General features: G+C 69.2%; 16 protein-coding genes and 2 pseudogenes. 6 read left to right on the top strand and 12 right to left on the bottom strand.

Annotated elements, in window-relative coordinates:
- Positions 1–68: 68 nt before the first annotated feature.
- Positions 69–464 (bottom strand): hypothetical protein, encoded by a 396-nt coding sequence (locus CFW40_RS31820; protein WP_088801210.1) that lies wholly within the window; start codon positions 462–464, stop codon positions 69–71.
- A 436-nt stretch (positions 465–900) separates the two neighbouring features.
- Here CFW40_RS31820 and CFW40_RS38475 point away from each other — a divergent pair, with 436 nt between their 5' ends.
- A complete protein-coding gene (locus CFW40_RS38475; protein WP_256331176.1) occupies positions 901–1,464 on the top strand; it encodes a hypothetical protein in 564 nt (187 codons plus the stop codon).
- 463 nt (positions 1,465–1,927) lie between these two features.
- Here CFW40_RS38475 and CFW40_RS31805 read toward each other — a convergent pair whose 3' ends face one another.
- The 3 genes and pseudogenes from CFW40_RS31805 to CFW40_RS31800 form a co-directional block, all read right to left on the bottom strand.
- The gene (locus CFW40_RS31805; protein WP_371127992.1) at positions 1,928–2,548 is read right to left on the bottom strand and encodes an MFS transporter; all 621 of its coding nucleotides are present in this window, start codon (positions 2,546–2,548) and stop codon (positions 1,928–1,930) included.
- Positions 2,461–2,691: pseudogene (locus CFW40_RS39035) on the bottom strand (hypothetical protein); the annotation flags it as partial. The pseudogene CFW40_RS39035 and the gene CFW40_RS31805, both read right to left, overlap by 88 nt.
- A 21-nt stretch (positions 2,692–2,712) precedes the next feature.
- Positions 2,713–3,522, bottom strand: coding sequence for an alpha/beta fold hydrolase (locus CFW40_RS31800; protein ID WP_218136779.1), 810 nt, complete (start codon positions 3,520–3,522; stop codon positions 2,713–2,715).
- 78 nt (positions 3,523–3,600) lie between these two features.
- On the opposite strand from CFW40_RS31800, the gene CFW40_RS31795 reads away from it, so the two are divergent.
- The gene (locus CFW40_RS31795; RefSeq protein WP_088801208.1) at positions 3,601–4,005 is read left to right on the top strand and encodes a MerR family transcriptional regulator; all 405 of its coding nucleotides are present in this window, start codon (positions 3,601–3,603) and stop codon (positions 4,003–4,005) included.
- A gap of 16 nt (positions 4,006–4,021) precedes the next feature.
- On the opposite strand, the gene CFW40_RS37340 is transcribed toward CFW40_RS31795, so the two are convergent.
- Both CFW40_RS37340 and CFW40_RS31785 read right to left on the bottom strand, forming a co-directional pair.
- Positions 4,022–4,192 (bottom strand): hypothetical protein, encoded by a 171-nt coding sequence (locus CFW40_RS37340; protein ID WP_176956318.1) that lies wholly within the window; start codon positions 4,190–4,192, stop codon positions 4,022–4,024.
- A 360-nt stretch (positions 4,193–4,552) separates the two neighbouring features.
- On the bottom strand, positions 4,553–5,533 hold the full coding sequence (locus tag CFW40_RS31785; protein WP_088801206.1) for a GlxA family transcriptional regulator: 981 nt from the start codon (positions 5,531–5,533) through the stop codon (positions 4,553–4,555).
- A 71-nt stretch (positions 5,534–5,604) separates the two neighbouring features.
- On the opposite strand from CFW40_RS31785, the gene CFW40_RS31780 reads away from it, so the two are divergent.
- Together CFW40_RS31780 and CFW40_RS31775 are read left to right on the top strand one after the other, a co-directional pair.
- The gene (locus CFW40_RS31780; protein WP_088801205.1) at positions 5,605–6,279 is read left to right on the top strand and encodes an HD domain-containing protein; all 675 of its coding nucleotides are present in this window, start codon (positions 5,605–5,607) and stop codon (positions 6,277–6,279) included.
- Positions 6,280–6,349: 70 nt separating this feature from the next.
- Positions 6,350–6,772: a RidA family protein gene (locus CFW40_RS31775; protein WP_088801204.1), complete on the top strand. Its 423-nt coding sequence runs from the start codon at positions 6,350–6,352 to the stop codon at positions 6,770–6,772.
- Positions 6,773–7,681: 909 nt separating this feature from the next.
- Here the strand turns inward: CFW40_RS31775 and CFW40_RS31765 are convergent.
- The gene (locus CFW40_RS31765) at positions 7,682–8,080 is read right to left on the bottom strand and encodes a hypothetical protein (RefSeq protein ID WP_088801203.1); all 399 of its coding nucleotides are present in this window, start codon (positions 8,078–8,080) and stop codon (positions 7,682–7,684) included.
- 532 nt (positions 8,081–8,612) lie between these two features.
- Between CFW40_RS31765 and CFW40_RS31755 the strand changes: the two genes are divergently transcribed.
- Positions 8,613–9,101, top strand: coding sequence for an N-acetyltransferase (locus CFW40_RS31755; RefSeq protein ID WP_088801201.1), 489 nt, complete (start codon positions 8,613–8,615; stop codon positions 9,099–9,101).
- 656 nt (positions 9,102–9,757) lie between these two features.
- Entirely contained in the window at positions 9,758–10,615 is an 858-nt protein-coding gene (locus CFW40_RS31750) for a hypothetical protein (protein ID WP_088801200.1), read from the top strand.
- A gap of 479 nt (positions 10,616–11,094) precedes the next feature.
- On the opposite strand, the pseudogene CFW40_RS38465 reads toward CFW40_RS31750, so the two are convergent.
- The 5 genes and pseudogenes from CFW40_RS38465 to CFW40_RS38460 form a co-directional block, all read right to left on the bottom strand.
- Positions 11,095–11,280, bottom strand: a pseudogene (locus tag CFW40_RS38465) (IS110 family transposase); the annotation flags it as partial.
- A 309-nt stretch (positions 11,281–11,589) separates the two neighbouring features.
- Entirely contained in the window at positions 11,590–12,222 is a 633-nt protein-coding gene (locus CFW40_RS37335) for a hypothetical protein (RefSeq protein ID WP_176960242.1), read from the bottom strand.
- Positions 12,219–13,283: a WXG100 family type VII secretion target gene (locus CFW40_RS31735; protein WP_088801199.1), complete on the bottom strand. Its 1,065-nt coding sequence runs from the start codon at positions 13,281–13,283 to the stop codon at positions 12,219–12,221. Before CFW40_RS31735 ends, CFW40_RS37335 begins: the two co-directional genes overlap by 4 nt.
- Positions 13,280–13,597, bottom strand: coding sequence for a hypothetical protein (locus CFW40_RS31730; RefSeq protein WP_088801198.1), 318 nt, complete (start codon positions 13,595–13,597; stop codon positions 13,280–13,282). Before CFW40_RS31730 ends, CFW40_RS31735 begins: the two co-directional genes overlap by 4 nt.
- Before the next feature lie 354 nt (positions 13,598–13,951).
- Entirely contained in the window at positions 13,952–14,296 is a 345-nt protein-coding gene (locus tag CFW40_RS38460) for a hypothetical protein (RefSeq protein WP_256331709.1), read from the bottom strand.
- Between the last annotated feature and the right edge of the window lie 199 nt (positions 14,297–14,495).

The following is a 14,495-nucleotide window of genomic DNA, read 5'->3' as shown; positions in this document are numbered from 1 at the left end:
CCGGCTGCCGAATCCTGTTCCCCAGCCGAGGAATCGTCGGGCTTAGAGTCTGTCTTCAAAGTCCCGCCTCAGAGGGGCTGATGACCGAACCAAGCACGGCTTTCCGGCTGGTTAGGGCGGACGATTGCCAGGATGGCCGGCACGAGCCAGATCAGGCCCAGAATGGGCGCTACCTCGAAGAATGCCAGGGTGAAGGGCAGCGCCGTCCAACCGTAGGCGAAGGCGGAGACGCGCAGATTCGGGTGGCGCGTGGGGAACTTCAAAGCGGTAGTGACGCCCCATGCAGCAACCGCAAGCACGAGCACTCCGGCGAATACGATGTTCCCGGAGTGAGCCGCACCTGGCGTGGTGCAGCACGGGGTCGAGGCGTCGCCCTCGCCCCAGATGGCTGTGGCGACAGCCACGCTGTTGGTCAGCAGAGCAAGTCCGAGGACGGCCTGCATACCGCCCAGGATCATCATCAAGACGCGAAGGCTCCTTACCGGCTGCGGCATCTGCGCCCCTGAGGGGATCCGGCCCTGGCTGAGTGCCCCGGGCCCACTGGGGCCTCCAGGCCCAGCCGCCCCTGGGTTACCGCTAGCGCGCGACCGCTGCCAGGGCCGCCGGCCGCCTGGCTCTTCTTCCTCATTCAAGCCCATGCCGACGGTCCTCCCCTGAACGGCCTCGCGCCTGCGCGCCATGGTCCGGCGGCCCATATCAACTGTCCAGCCACAATCCAGCCAGAGCTGCCGCGAAGGGGTTCGTCATCGATATGCGGTGGGCACGAAACGCCGGCACGATTCTGCCCGCGGCGACCGCGACGACTTTCTGTCCCTCTTCCCGCCGTCATTCCCACACCCCGTCACCAGCAGGAATCCTGCTGCCGCGACCGCGACGGCCCCTAACCCACGAATACGTCACATGCGGGGAGGATCCCACCAGCAACAGGCAAGAGGGAAGGTTCCACCAAATTCGAGGGAACGGAAGCCGTGCCGCATCACCGAGGCGCACCTGCCCGCCCCCGCCGACCTCGCCCCGACCGGCACCGACTTCGACGACGAGGTCCTGGCCGAACTCGCCGAGCTGGAGAAGCGCTCCGCCCAGCACGAGATCGACCTCCGCCCGCGGAACACCGTCGAGGGCTACGCCGCGGACCGAAAGCAGTGGGAGACCTTCTGCGCGCTGCTCGGCCTGCCGACCACCGCCATCATCCCCGGGTCTCTGACCGCGTTCGTCGAGTGGCTGTGGGTCCAGCCCGGCTGGAAGGCCGGCACCTTCACCGCACCGTCGGCCATCGACCGTCGCCTGTCCGGCGTGGTCGTCACCGGCCGCACCGAGTACAAGCTCACCCTGGACCGCACGGTGGCCGCCCGCGCCGGTCGCGTGCTCAAGGCCAAGGTCCACGCGCTGCAGAAGACCGACGAGGCCCGCGCCCGAGGACCGGCCCCCGCCCTGCCAGCCGATCGCCTTGCGCGCGATGGATAGTGCGCGGTTGACGGTGTAGGCGTCCATCTCGTCCGCCCGAGCCGCCGCCAGTTCGGCAAGCACCTCGGGCAGTGCCGGGTCGTCGATCGCGGCGACGGGGGGCGGGCGGCTTCGCGCCCCGGCGGGCGGGCCCGGTCGGCGCGGGTTCGCCGGCGAGCATCCACCCCCATGTCGTCAGTGAGATCCGGCAGATGCGCGCGGAGGACTTCGCGATGCCCGCACCGGTGAGGTACCGCCCGACCCGCCGCGGCGTACGACGAGGGCAGGGCGGACACGGGCACCACCCGGGCGCGGCACACGCAGCGCGCACCCGCTCCCGAATTCGCTCACTGGTTCGCGCCATGCCCGCCCCGTCCTCCCGGCTCTGCCGCAGTAAATGCGTACACCTCACCCCGGCGGTCGGAATCGTTCGCCGCAGGTCGCGAAGATCACGGTAGGGGCTCTGCCGCAGCAAATCCGGCATTTACGGCGACTGTGGATGGGAGAAGGCTGCCCGTGTGGTCCAGGCAGAAACGAAGGCCGGTACCACGGGGATCAGTGCCATCCACGGGAGCATCGCCACTGGGGAGTCGCTCAGCAGGCCGATGCCCAGGGCTCCTCCTCCGATGCCCAGGTTGAAAGCAGAGACGTACCAGGAGGACGCGGCGTCGGGTGCGGTGGCTCCCAGGCGGAGAACGCTCGATTGCAGCGTTACCGGCAGTGCGGCGAAGGCAACGCCCCATAGGGCCACGGCTACCACGGCGAGTGGCTGCAGTCGGATGCTCCCACCTAGCAGCACCAGTGAGCCGGCCATCAGGGCGATGGTGCCGAGCAGGACGGTGTGCGGGCGACGGTCCACCAGGGCACCGCCGAGCCATGTCCCCAGGAAGCCGGCCAGTCCATACAAGGCCAGGAGCATGCTGGTGGCGGCCTCGCTGAAGGCAGCGGCGTCGTGCAGGAGGGGGGTCACGTAGGTATATACGGTGAAGTGTCCGAAGATGAGTAGTGCGGTTGCTGTCACCATGCGTCGTAGGCCGGGCAGGCGCAGCGCGCCGCCGAGTCCGGTCGACTGCGGTGGGGTAGAGCGGTTGGGTATGTCGGGCAAGAGGCGGCGAGTGCCCCGAGACCGAGGGCTGCCGCGGCGCCGAAGGCACCGCGCCATCCGACGACGTCGCCGAGGACTGCGCCCAGGGGAACGCCCAGAACAAGGGCCGTTGAGTTTCCGGCGAAGACGACCGCTGTTGTGCGGCTCCGTGAGGAGTGGTGCGCTCACGCCGACGTGGCGGGGAGTGCGGCGAGGAACTCGCGTACGTGGCGGAGCCAGGTCGCCCGGTCTGCCGGGTTCAGGATGTGGGCGGCGCCGGGCAGTTCGATCAGCCGGGCGCCCGGGATACCGGCCGCCAGACGGTACGAGCTCTCGGGCAGCACCAGTCGGTCGCCGGTCGGCGCCACCACCAGGGTGGGGGCGGCGACCTTCGCCAGGTCGGCCCGGACGTCCACGCGGGACACCAGGTCGAAGTGGTCCAGCATGCCCGGCGGCATCGCGGTCAGGGTCTGGGCGACCGGTTCGTCGAGGGCGGCCGGTTCGAGGTCCGCCAGGCCCGCCGGGGACATGCAGGACAGGAGGGCGAGCCGTGCCACGTCCTCCCACTGACCCGCGGCTGCCAGGGACTTGATCAGCTGAGCGGCGAGCGCCAGGACGGGATCGGCTGCAGCGAAGCCGGCGGTGAGGACGAGGGCCCGGACACGGTGGGGGTGCCGTGTGGCGATCCGGACGGCCACGGCGCTGCCGAGGGACTCCCCGAGGACGGCGAACGAGTCCTGGCCGGCCGCGACGGCGGCCGCGACCAGGCGGTCGGCGAGGTCATCCAGGTCCAGGGGTTCTATGGCTACGGCAGAGCCACCGGCCCCGGGGTAGTGCGGGCCGACGAGAGTGTGGTCCTGGGCGAGGTCGTCGAGGACGAGGCCGAAGTTCCCCTCGATGCCGCCGCCGGCGCCGTGCGCGAGCAGAAGTGCGGGGCCGCGCCCCTGCACGAGGACGTCGAGGTGAGGGGTGGGAAGCACGTGATCAGTGGTCATGCCGCCGACGCTAAACTCCGACATCAGTGTCAGAGTCAAGTCGTGGCGCGCAAAGGGAGCAGGAATGGGGCGAACGGCATGCGCATGAAGGAGATGGTGCAGCGTACCGGGGTCCATGAGCGGCTGCTGCGCTACTACGAACAGCAAGGACTCCTGACGCCCGACAGACTGCGCAGCGGCTACCGCATCTATGGCGAGTCGGACGTCGAGACGGTGCGCCGCATTCGCTGTCTGCTGGCGGCAGGCCTTCCGACCACTCTGATCGCCCAGGTCCTGCCGTGCATCCGGGCGGACGACGAGCACCTCGTGCCCACCTGCCCGGACCTGCTCGCCCAACTGCGCCGGGAGGGCGAGCGAATCACTCGCGTCATCGAAGATCTACAGGCGTCGCGCGCGATCCTCGACACCATCATCACTGCCGCGCCCTCAGGGGGCGCCGAGACACAGAGGCCGCCTCAGCCTGCCGCTACCGAGGCAGGCTGACAGGAAGCCCCTGGTCTTACGATGAGTTCGCGGATGAACTCGGCGAGCCCGCGAACGTCGTCGTCTCGGACGGGACGCTCTCGGGCGTGATCGACTTCGATGCCATGGTGGCCCCGGCGGCGAGCGCGATCCGCCCGGCAAGCGGGCCTTCCTGACCGATGCCCTGGGTGTTGATGTCTTTGTCCATGGCACCACGGTGCACGCCAAAGGTGACAGTCGACGTCACCATTTCCGACAGTCTTCCCGCGCGCTCTGCCGTGGCGCAGTTCCGTCCCCACGCGGCCGACGACGCTGGAGGGTGGGGGACGAGACGGAGTCCGGCAGATCGTCGACCGCACCACAAAGCCGCCGAGGGTGACCCCGACGGCATGGTTGCGCCCCGTCCTGCACCGACTGTTCAGTGCCCGCGGCGGCCGGGCAGGACGGTCAGCTGCAGTCGGCCAGGGGCGTCCGGAACGTCTGCTGGCCTTGCCGCCAGCGTCATCCCACTCAGCTCGCCGGTCCTGTGGTGTGAGGCCGGGCGCAGCACGGCATCTGAGACGATCAGTCAGTCCGTGCGCGGGACTGCGGGTGATGAAACCGGACCGCGCGATGTCGAGTGTGTGAAGGTGCGGCGGTAGGCGGTAGGGGTGGTGTCCAGCGTGCGTCGGAAGTGCAGCCGTAGATTGGCTGCCGTGCCCAGCCCGCAGTCCCGCGCCACCTGATCCACGGAGAGGTCCGTGGTTTCCAGCAGTTCCCGCGCCCTGCCGAGCCGGGCGTTGAGCACCCACTGCAACGGGGTCGTGCCCGTCTCCTCGGTGAACCGGCGCATGAAGGTGCGTTGCGAGAGGCCTGCGTGCCGGGCAAGGGCGCGCAGCGTGAGCGGTTCGCCGAGCCGGTGCAGGGCCCATCCACGGGTACCGGACAGCGACGCCTCACCGGCCACCGCGACGGGAGCGGGCACGTACTGGGCCTGCCCGCCGTCGCGGTGCGGGGCCGCGACCAGACCGCGGGCGATCCGGTTGGCCACCTCCGCGCCCAGGTCGCGGCGCACGATATGCAGGCACAGGTCGATGCCGCAGCACACCCCGGCCGAGGTGAGCACGTCGCCCTCGTCGACGTAGAGCACGTCGCGGTCGACCGTGACGGCCGGGAAACTCCGCTCGAACTCGTCGATGTGCTTCCAGTGGGTCGTGGCGTGCAGCCCGTCCAGTACGCCCGCCGCGGCCAACGCGAAGGCGCCCGTGCAGATCGACACCACACGCCGGCCTCGGTCGCGGGCTTCGGCCAGTGTGTCGAGCACGGCGTCCGGCAACGAGAGGACCGGTTCGAACCCGGGCACGATCACGGTGTCGGCGGTGCGCACCTGCTCCAGGCCTCCCTCGGCGAGCAGTGCGAAACCCGCGGTGGTGGCTACCTTCGTGTCCAACGCGCACAGGGTCATCTCGTAGGGGGTTTCCGGCCGGGTGGTGAAGATCTGCGTCGGGATCGCCAGGTCGAGCGGGGTGACCCCGTCCAACGCCAGGACCGCGACTCGATGGGCTGCCATGGCAAGATTCTAACGAGGTAAGGAAATATTGCCTCTCGCCAGGTCAGGGTGGTCGCGGCCAGGCTGAGGACATGACCGGACCTACCCGCGAGGCGACCGCCGACCCGATCGCGCTGCCCAGCACACCACTTGCCGACGCCGTCATGAACCTCATCCGACCGGTGGAAACGCCGTCCGTCTTCAACCACAGCATCCGCAGCTACCTATTCGCCCGGCTGGTCGCAGGCCGCCTCGGCCTGGCCGCCGGCCACGACTACCGGGACGACCTGTTGTTCGCCGCGTGCGCGATGCACGACCTCGGCCTGGCGTCGGACGGCCCGCACCGACAGCGGTTCGAGGTCGAAGGCGCCGACCGGGCCGCCGAATTCCTCATCCAACAGGGGATGTCCACGGCCGACGCCGACCAGGTCTGGCAGGCGATCGCCCTGCACACCTCTCCGGGCATCGCGGAACGCCGCGGCACGCTGTGCGTGCTCGTCCGCGAAGGCGTCGCCCTCGACTTCGGAGGCCCCGCGGGCGCCGACCACCTCGACTCGGTCACCGATGAGCAGGCCGACGCCATGCACGCCGCCTATCCACGGCTGGACATGATCCGCTCACTCACCGACGCGATCGTCGCGCAGGCCGCGAAAGACCCCAAGAACGCACCCCGGTACACGACCCCCGGCGAACTCCTGCGCGAACGCCAGACCTTCGGCCGGACCCGGCTGGAGCACACCGGCCGTTCGTCCCGCTGGGGCGGCTGACTCGACGGGCTCCACGACCCGTCGACAAAGAAGTCAACAGAGGTTCAACAAAGAAGAGGAAGCACCGCAAATGACCGTCCACACCGTCGAGGTCCCCGAGAACAACGTGGTCTTCGGGGAGACCACCAATGCCTTCGCAAGCTTCGGCTATTCCGCCGCGGTGCGTGCGCACGGCCTCTTGTTCATCGCCGGAACGATCGGTCGCCGCGCCGACGGAACCATCCCGGACACCATCGAGGAGCAGACCGAGATCGCCATCCGGAAGATCGAGGAGATCCTCCGGATGGAGAACCTCGCCATGTCCGCCCTCGTCGACGTCACCAGTTACCACGTCGACATCCGCCGGCACCTGCCCGGATTCATCAAGGCCAAGCAGCGCCTCGTCGAAGCGCCCTACCCGACCTGGACGATCATCGGGGTCAGTGGCCTCGCCAGCCCGGGGCTCCTCGTCGAGATCCGCGCGACCGCCGCGTATCCCGACGCACCCCGGTAGACCGCCGCTCCTGGGCCCGCTCCCGGCCCAGGAGCCCGTCATGGCGGACGTGGAGTCCGTCATGGAGACCGCTCGACGTTCCCGGCCCGCCGGGCCGTCGCGACGTGGCAGAGAGCGCTGTCACGACAGACCACACGCGGGCCGTCCTCGCCCATGTGGCCGACCACACCCCGCTGCCCGGCCCGGAAGCGCGACTGCTGATGCTGACTCTGCGCACCGCGCACACCGGTACCGCCAACCCCGTCGGGCAGGACCTCACCGCGCTGGGCTTGACCGACCCGGAGCGCCTGGTCGAGCAGCTGACCGGCTGCGGCTGGTTGGGCCTGCCGGGCACCGCCGGCGAACTGTTTGCCTCCCGGCCGGAGAACCCCACCCCGGGGCGCGGTGATCAGAACAGCAGGCAGAGGGGGCTCCCGTGGAAGCACGGAAAACGGTCCCTTCCCCGTACGGGGAAGGGACCGTTGTCAGAGCGCCCGGCAGGCCTTGCACCTGCATCTCCCACCGGCTGGTGGACGTCTTTCCTTGGACCACAGACGCGCGGTTCCGGCCCGAGGGCCGAAGTTCCGTCATGATCATACTGCATCGGTGCGCGGGCGGCGAAATCTGTCGCGGTCCGCGCAGGCCAGGTCAGAGGCTTGCTGTTTATGGCGGTCGGCCATAAACAGCAGAGGAACCCGGAGTGCTCTCCCCCCAGGCGGAGGCAGCCGGCCACGGCAACCGACTTACAACTGCCGGTTGCCCGTCGGTAGCGCAGGCGCGGCGCTGAGCACAGCGGCGGCCAATGCGCTTCGGATGCGACGCGCCGGACGTGTGGTGGTGTGAGTCAAAAGTCTCCCTTGGTTGGGATGCTCTGGCGAGCTGTTCGGGCTTCGCCGGTCCCGGGCGGCGAAGCGGCCCGGGACCGGGAGATCAGGTGGCCTTGCGGCCGAAGCCGGCCCAGGCGGAGGTGCCGGGCTGGACGGAGTGCGTCTCGTCGGCGACGACGAGGTCGGCGGGGCGGGTGCCGTGCCGACGGTGCTGGACGATGGACATCACGTCGTCCTCGGCGAACCGCCCCGCGGTCGCCGCGAGACCGAGGCCGAGGTCGACTTCGGCAGGCCCGATCAGAGCGGCGAGCTCGACGGCGACGGCCATCTTCACCCGGATCCGGGTGGTGCCCGCGGCGCCGGCCTCGATCAACCAGGACTTCGCCCCGGGCCCGAGCCCGAGGAAGGCTTCCTCGGCGTCGCCGGCGGGCTTGGGTTTGGGCTGGTGGCCTGGACGGATCAACGCGGACTGGCCCTCGCCGACCTCGCGCAGGAGCGACATCGACGACTGGATCGCCGGGGCTGTTCGGCCTGTCCACCGAACGTCTTTGCCACCTGACGCCTGGACACCTCCAGTTCGGTGACAAGCAGGCCCCCTGGTCCTGGGCCGCCCCCCCCGTCCTGCTACCTCCACGGCTCGCCGAACTCCTTCGGCAACTTGCCGAACAGTCGCAACTGCGGCCGCAGCTCTCGCTAGCCCGCCCAGGTCCCCAGTGGCTCTTCCCGGGCATGGTCCCGGGCAAGCCGATCTCGACGCACGGCATGACCCAGAAGCTCAACCGGCACGGCATCCCGGTTCGCCCCGCGCGCAACGGGGCACTGGCCGCCCTCGCTGCTGATCTCCCCAGCCCAATCCTCGCCGACGTGACCGGGATGCGCCGCCACACCGCGCTCCGCTGGGTCGCCTACGCCCGACGCGACTGGGCCGTACCTCGCAGCCCGGGCAGCAGATGCCTCGGCCCCAAGGCGGCTGCCCAAATGATGTTGCGTCTGTCCGGGGTGTCGTCGAGCCTCTTACGCCGGAGGTGGTCACAGTGACCGACATCAGGATCTCCCTGTCCGTGCGCGATCTCACCCACGAGGACCTGCCCTCGTGCGACTGGTCGGGCTCCGCCATGCACGTGAGGCAGATCGCCGAGCAGTTGCGCCGGGCCGAGCGCGGCGAGGTCGACTACCTGGCTGTTTGTGGGCCCGCAGACGTGCCGGTGGCGATCGGCGGCGTCGACTACGTGCGCAAGAGTGGTGCTGGCACGCTCTGGCAGCTCGGTGTCCATCCTGCGCTTCAGTCGTGCGGCGTCGGCACCCTGCTGATCAGCTCCGCAGAGGCTCGGATCACGGCCCGTGGTCTGGCGGTGGCCGAACTGGGCGTGGAGGAGAGCAACCCCAGAGCCCGAGTCCTCTACGAGCGATTGGGCTACCGGCCCTACGGCCGTGAGCTGGACTCCTGGGACGTGGAGACCGAAAAGGGCTCGGTCAAACGGTACGAAACCATGTGCACGTTGATGCGCAAGGACCTGACATAGCCAGGGTCGCCAGCAATCCGAGCGAACATCGGGCGCCGCAGCAGCGAAGCAACGGCACGGAAGACGGGGAATAGTGCACGGCCGGAATAGCCCCCTGCCGCCAGTAGTCCGGGAGTTCGCCCGCGACTGCGCATTCACAGGGAAGCCATGAACGACCCCGCCGAACCGCGGCTGCGGCACGCCCTTGAACACGCTGGCACTCCCCTACGACCGGGCACCGACCAGGCTGTCGTGCACGCCTTCGAGCGGATCAGTGACCGGCAACCCCGAACACACCAGTGGCACCCTGACTGTCTCCACGCTGTGCACGGAAGCAGGTATCTCGCGCGCCACGCACTGCCGCTCTCCCCTGGTGAAGATCATCACCGGCTCCAGGTGGCACTGCCCGGCAGGTCGAACGCTCAGCTCGACGCACCCTCCAGAGGGAAGTGGTCTCGGTAGTACTGCGAGCGCGGTCAGGTCCATGCTCTCGCAGCATTCGACGGTGGAGACGGCGCGCCGAAAGGGTTTGTCACGAGGTCGGACGTCGACGGTGATCGCTTCATGACGACCAGAAAGGGCCATGCCGTCTAGCGCCCCGCTCCGCTCGCGCGCCGCCGACCGCCGCTCACCGCAGCGCCCGATTGCCGTGACCGTCCACCCAGGAGAGCCCGCCCGTGCGGAAGACCGCCCTCATTCCCTACGCCCACCTCCCCCGAGCGCACCACGACCGCCACGTCCTGACCAGTACCGTCGACGTCTTCGGCGCCGCCCACTGGCTGCTTGCCGAACGTGCTCCGCAGCCTGGCGGTGATGTCCTGCCCTTTGACGCCCTGGTCGTCTCCGTCCATCCGGGCGGCAACGTCGAACTCACCGAGCTGAGCTGCGTGCGGGCTCGCTGGCCGCACCTGGGCCGCCTGCCCGACGGCGGGTTCGTCGTCGCAGCGCCTCGCGCCCGCCGGTACGAGGACGCGAACCAGGTCCAGGTCTTCGACGCGCAAGGCCGCGAGACCTCGTCCTTCTCCGTCGGGGACGCCATCGAGCACCTGCTCGTGGACGAGGCCGGCCATATCTGGGTCGGGCACTTCGACGAGAACCCGGTCGGCATCCGCCGCTGGAGCGCCACGGGCCGGCTCGCCTGGACGTCAGACGGCGCCCACATCCCCGGTCTCTTCGACTGCTACGCCCTGAACGTGTCGGGCACCGCCGCCTGGGCGTGCCCGTACACGGACTTCCCGCTCGTCGAGATACGCCCCGACCGGCCCGTGACGGTGTGGGCGAACCGCATACGGGGCGCCCATGCGGTGGCCGTCCACGGCGATCGGGTGGCCTTCTACGGCGGCTACGGCGAGGAGCGGGACCGACTCGCCCACGGAACGCTGACCGAAACGTCCGTCGAGCCAACGGACGTCGGCCTGCTCACCCTGCCCGAGGGCCCTGCCCCCGGCCGCCGTCGGGTCGTCGGTCGAGGAAGCAGGATCTACGTCCAGGCCGAGCCGTACACCGCTTGGGGCGTGTTCGACCTCAGCAGCTGATACCCAGCACTGAAAGGACCACTTCGACCCGGCCGCCGGCCATCCGACGGCCAGTTGCGCAAGGAGCTCGCCGCGGCGCGTGCCAGCGAGGGGCAGACGGTGTGCGACCGGTTACTGGAACTCGTCGACGAGCAGGTGCCCGGCGCTCTTCTGCTGTCTGATCCCTTCACGCCGGGGCGGACTCCACGGGTCGAGGCGCGCTGAAGGGTCGGCAGGGCTGGGGTCGTGCGCCCGGCGCCGAGGATCGTACGGAACCCAGGAATTCCGGTCCACTATGCCGGCGAGCCTCACGGATGCCCCAATTACGCAGCTTGGAACTCGGATCCGACCAGGTGGGAGACTTCTCGGGAGGCGCTTTCGCCAAGCCGAGGATGGCCTCGCCGAGGGTCGGCGTGTGGGGCAAGGGCGGCGAAGGTGCATGCGGCCACTGGTTCGGGGGATCGCGCAAGCGCTCGTCCCGGTGCGAACATTCAGCTGGCTCAAGCCACTTCGCGGGGTCCGATGCCAGACCGGACGAGGTTGAACACTTCTCGGGCGGCGTAGCGTTTGAGACAGCGGATGATCTCGCGCCGAATCTTGCCCTCCGCGATGCGCCGCTCGTAGTAGTTGCGGGTACGTGCATCAAACCGGAGCCGTGACTGCACGATCCGATACAGGGCGGCATTGCATCCTGGACAACTACGTCACCCCATGGGACGCCCCCCATCAAGAAGTGGCCGCTGTCGCATCCTCCACTTCCACCTGCACCGCACACCCACGGGCGCGTCATGGCTGAACCTGGTGGAGCGGTGGTACACCGAACTCACGCAGAAGAAACGCAAGCGCGGCGTCCACCGTTCCCTCCATGCCCTCGAACGCGACATCCGCACCTGGCTCGCCGACTGGAACGAACCCCCGAGGCCCTTCGCCTGGACGAAGACCTCCGACGAGATCCTCGACAAAGTCGCCGCATATTGCCGAGGAATCTCCTCAGGTCACCAGGGGCGCCCCGGCGCCGCCTGGGGAAAGCACTTGGTGAAGTACACGGCGTGCTGGCTGCGCAGCTGCACCCGGGCCCAGGAGCCGTCGGTGAAGCCGAATTCGAAGGTGTCGGCGTCGATGTCGGTACGGTGCCGGACCCAGGCCACCTCGCCGGCCGCCACGCTCCAGCCCGGCTCGACCGCGCCCAGCTCGCCGCGTCGACGGCCCCGCTGGACGTAGCTGACGTGCAGATGGCGGTCGGTGAGCTGGAGCACCGGCAGCGCGTCCGTGGTCGGAACGCGCGGCCACAGGGCGGTGGCGAGCCCGCCGCCCAGGCTTCCCCAGCCGCCCTTGAGGGCCTTGCCCTTCGGGCGCCGCCCCCCGAAGAGCTCGGGGCCCGTCACGAGGATCGCGTCGAGCCGCCAGAAGATCCACCAGAAGGCCCGCTTGGTGCCTTCCCAGCGGTCGCCTGGGAGACGGTGGCCGACCAGGACGCGGGGGCGGTTCCACCGCCACGGGGTGGGCAACTTGCGCCCGGGAAAGGCGACTTCGGCCTGTACGAGCCGCTCCCCGGTCGGCAGCGCCTGCGTCGCGCGCTCCCTTGCCTCCTTGTACGGGACCTTCCCCCAGGCGACCCGAAGACTCATCCGAAGACCTCGCGAACGGGCTTGGACCGCGCCGCGCCGTCGGCCAGGCGGTCGGCGAAGCGCTGGGAATCGGGTCGGTCGGCGTACTGCTTCTGCTGCTCGGTCGGCGGCTTCTCCTTCGGGGCCTCCGAGCCGACCGGGGTCTGATGCTCGACGTCCCAGCGCTTGTCGCCGATGCGGACCTCTTTGAGGCCGGTGGCGTCATGGAGCTCGCGCTCGGCCTTGTTGCCCGCTTCAGCGACCGTCTCGCGGATGTTGGCGGTCTTCTCGGAGGCATATTCGCCGACGTCGACGCCGGTGTGGTGCTCGATGACGCTGTTCGCCAGCGGCGCCGCATCGATGGCGGCACCGGCCGCCTTGGCGCCCACCACCTTGTTGCCGATCCGCTTGAGGTTCTTGTTGAGCTTCTTGCGGGCGCTCTTGTTGCGCCACAGAGCTTTGGCCTTGATGCGCGCCCGCCGCAGCTTCTGCAGCGCCCGCATCCGGTCGGCGAGATCCTTGAGCTTGTCCGCCAGCTTCGCGGTGATCCGTACGGCCTTCATCGCGCGGTGCGCCGCACCCGCGGCGCCGATGAGCGGGCCGATCGCGGCGCCGACACCGGCGGTCAGGATCGCCACGATCGCCGCCGTCGCCGCCGCCACCAGCAGCGCCTCGACGACCTCGGTGATCAGCACGACCATCGTTTCCTCGGCCTCGGCGCACGACTCAGCGGCCATTTCGAGGAGTTCGGCGACCGTGATCATGTCCTCGGCCTCGCCCCGGAGGGCCTTTTCGAACTCGGACATGGTGCCGCCGAAAGCTTCGGACGCCTCGCCGGTCCACGTACGCTGCAACGCCCGTCGCTCGGCCTGCAGATCGTCGACGACGCCCTGCATGTCACGGGCCGCGGCCCGCCACTCACGGGCGGTTTCGAGCAGCTTCTCATTGTCGCCGCTGACTTTTTCCAGGTACTCGTCGAGGCCCAGTTCCTTGATGGCCCCGCGGATGACGGAGTCGAGCGCACCCGCCAGCGGGTTGCTCCAGTCCACGTCGAATCCGATCCGTTCCAGCGCCTGGCTCATGCCTGACCCCCGCCGAGAGCGTGGACCTGGTCGTCCTCGTTGTTGTCGTACGTATCGGCCGTGAGCCGCACGCCGTCGGCGATACCGCCCAGCGATTGCTTGACGTCATGGAGGTCGTCCACCGCCTCCTCGGACTGCTTGTCGTAGTCCGCCTTGAGACTGTCGGACTCCGACAGCCGGCCGAACACGCCGCTGGAAAGCTTCAGTCCGTTGATCCGGGTCCGGATCTTCTCCACCTGGTCCGCGGCGTGATCCGCCGCGTTCGCATAGCGCCGTAGAGCCGAGCTCTCTACGTCGTAGCCCGTGCCGCCCATATGCCTGTCCTCCCCGTGGCTTACACCCGCTGCAACCCAAGCCTTTACAGAAACCGGGTGAATGCTTTGCCTGCACTGTACCCAGGCAAGTCCCTCTGGCTCGTGCGGGGGTACAGCAGGCACAACTTCCCATGACGAAGCAATGTAAAGGTAAATGAATCCCCATTGACCTCTATGGCCGCCTCGCTGGTGACCCGAGTCAGAGATTCGGTGGGAGTAGGCAGCGACATGCCGAGGGTCTCGTCGGCTGTTTTCTGCGGTGGTGGTTGCAGGTGCGGCGGAAGTCGCTCAGGGCTGCGGCCCGGGTATGCGTTGTCCCAGCGCGCCACGCCCACGGAGTCGGGTCGCGCTGTCCTATGCCTGGTGCGGGGTGGCATGGAGGGAGGCGAGGAGGCCCAGGGCCCGGGCTCTGGGGCTGTCCGGTTCGGCGTGGTGGATGACGAGCTGCTGGCCTGGCGTGTCGCGTCCGTCGAAGGCTTGGGAGGTGAGGGTCAGGGCGCCGGGTGGAAGAGGTGCTTGGCATCCTGGGTCTTGCCGCGCACGGTGGGCGTTCCAGAAGCGGGTGCACTCCGCGCTGTGCTCGGTGAGGGTACGGATCAGTGCGCACAGCCGCGGGTGGTCCGGGCCGAAGCCCGGCGCGTGGCGCAGGTTGGCGACGGTGGCCTGGGCCGCCCGGTACTGGTCCCGGTCCTGGTCCAGAGAAGTGCGCGCCTGCGGGATCGAGAAAGGTGATGCGCGCCAAGATGTCCGCCGGGTCGAATGGTGAGTAGAGGGCGTCGGCCGGGCTGTTGGCGGCGAGGACGTCCAGGGGCCCGTTGAGGGGCCGTTCGCCCGCGAAGGAGCGCGTCTCGTGGTCGCCAGCCGCCGCTAACGTCGCAACGGACCTGGCGGCACAGCT

Origin of the sequence: Streptomyces sp. 2114.4, from assembly GCF_900187385.1 — a bacterium.
GTDB lineage: Bacteria > Actinomycetota > Actinomycetes > Streptomycetales > Streptomycetaceae > Streptomyces > Streptomyces mooreae.
The sequence above is the reverse complement of the archived record's forward strand: the minus strand, read 5'-3'. Positions and strand labels throughout refer to the sequence as shown.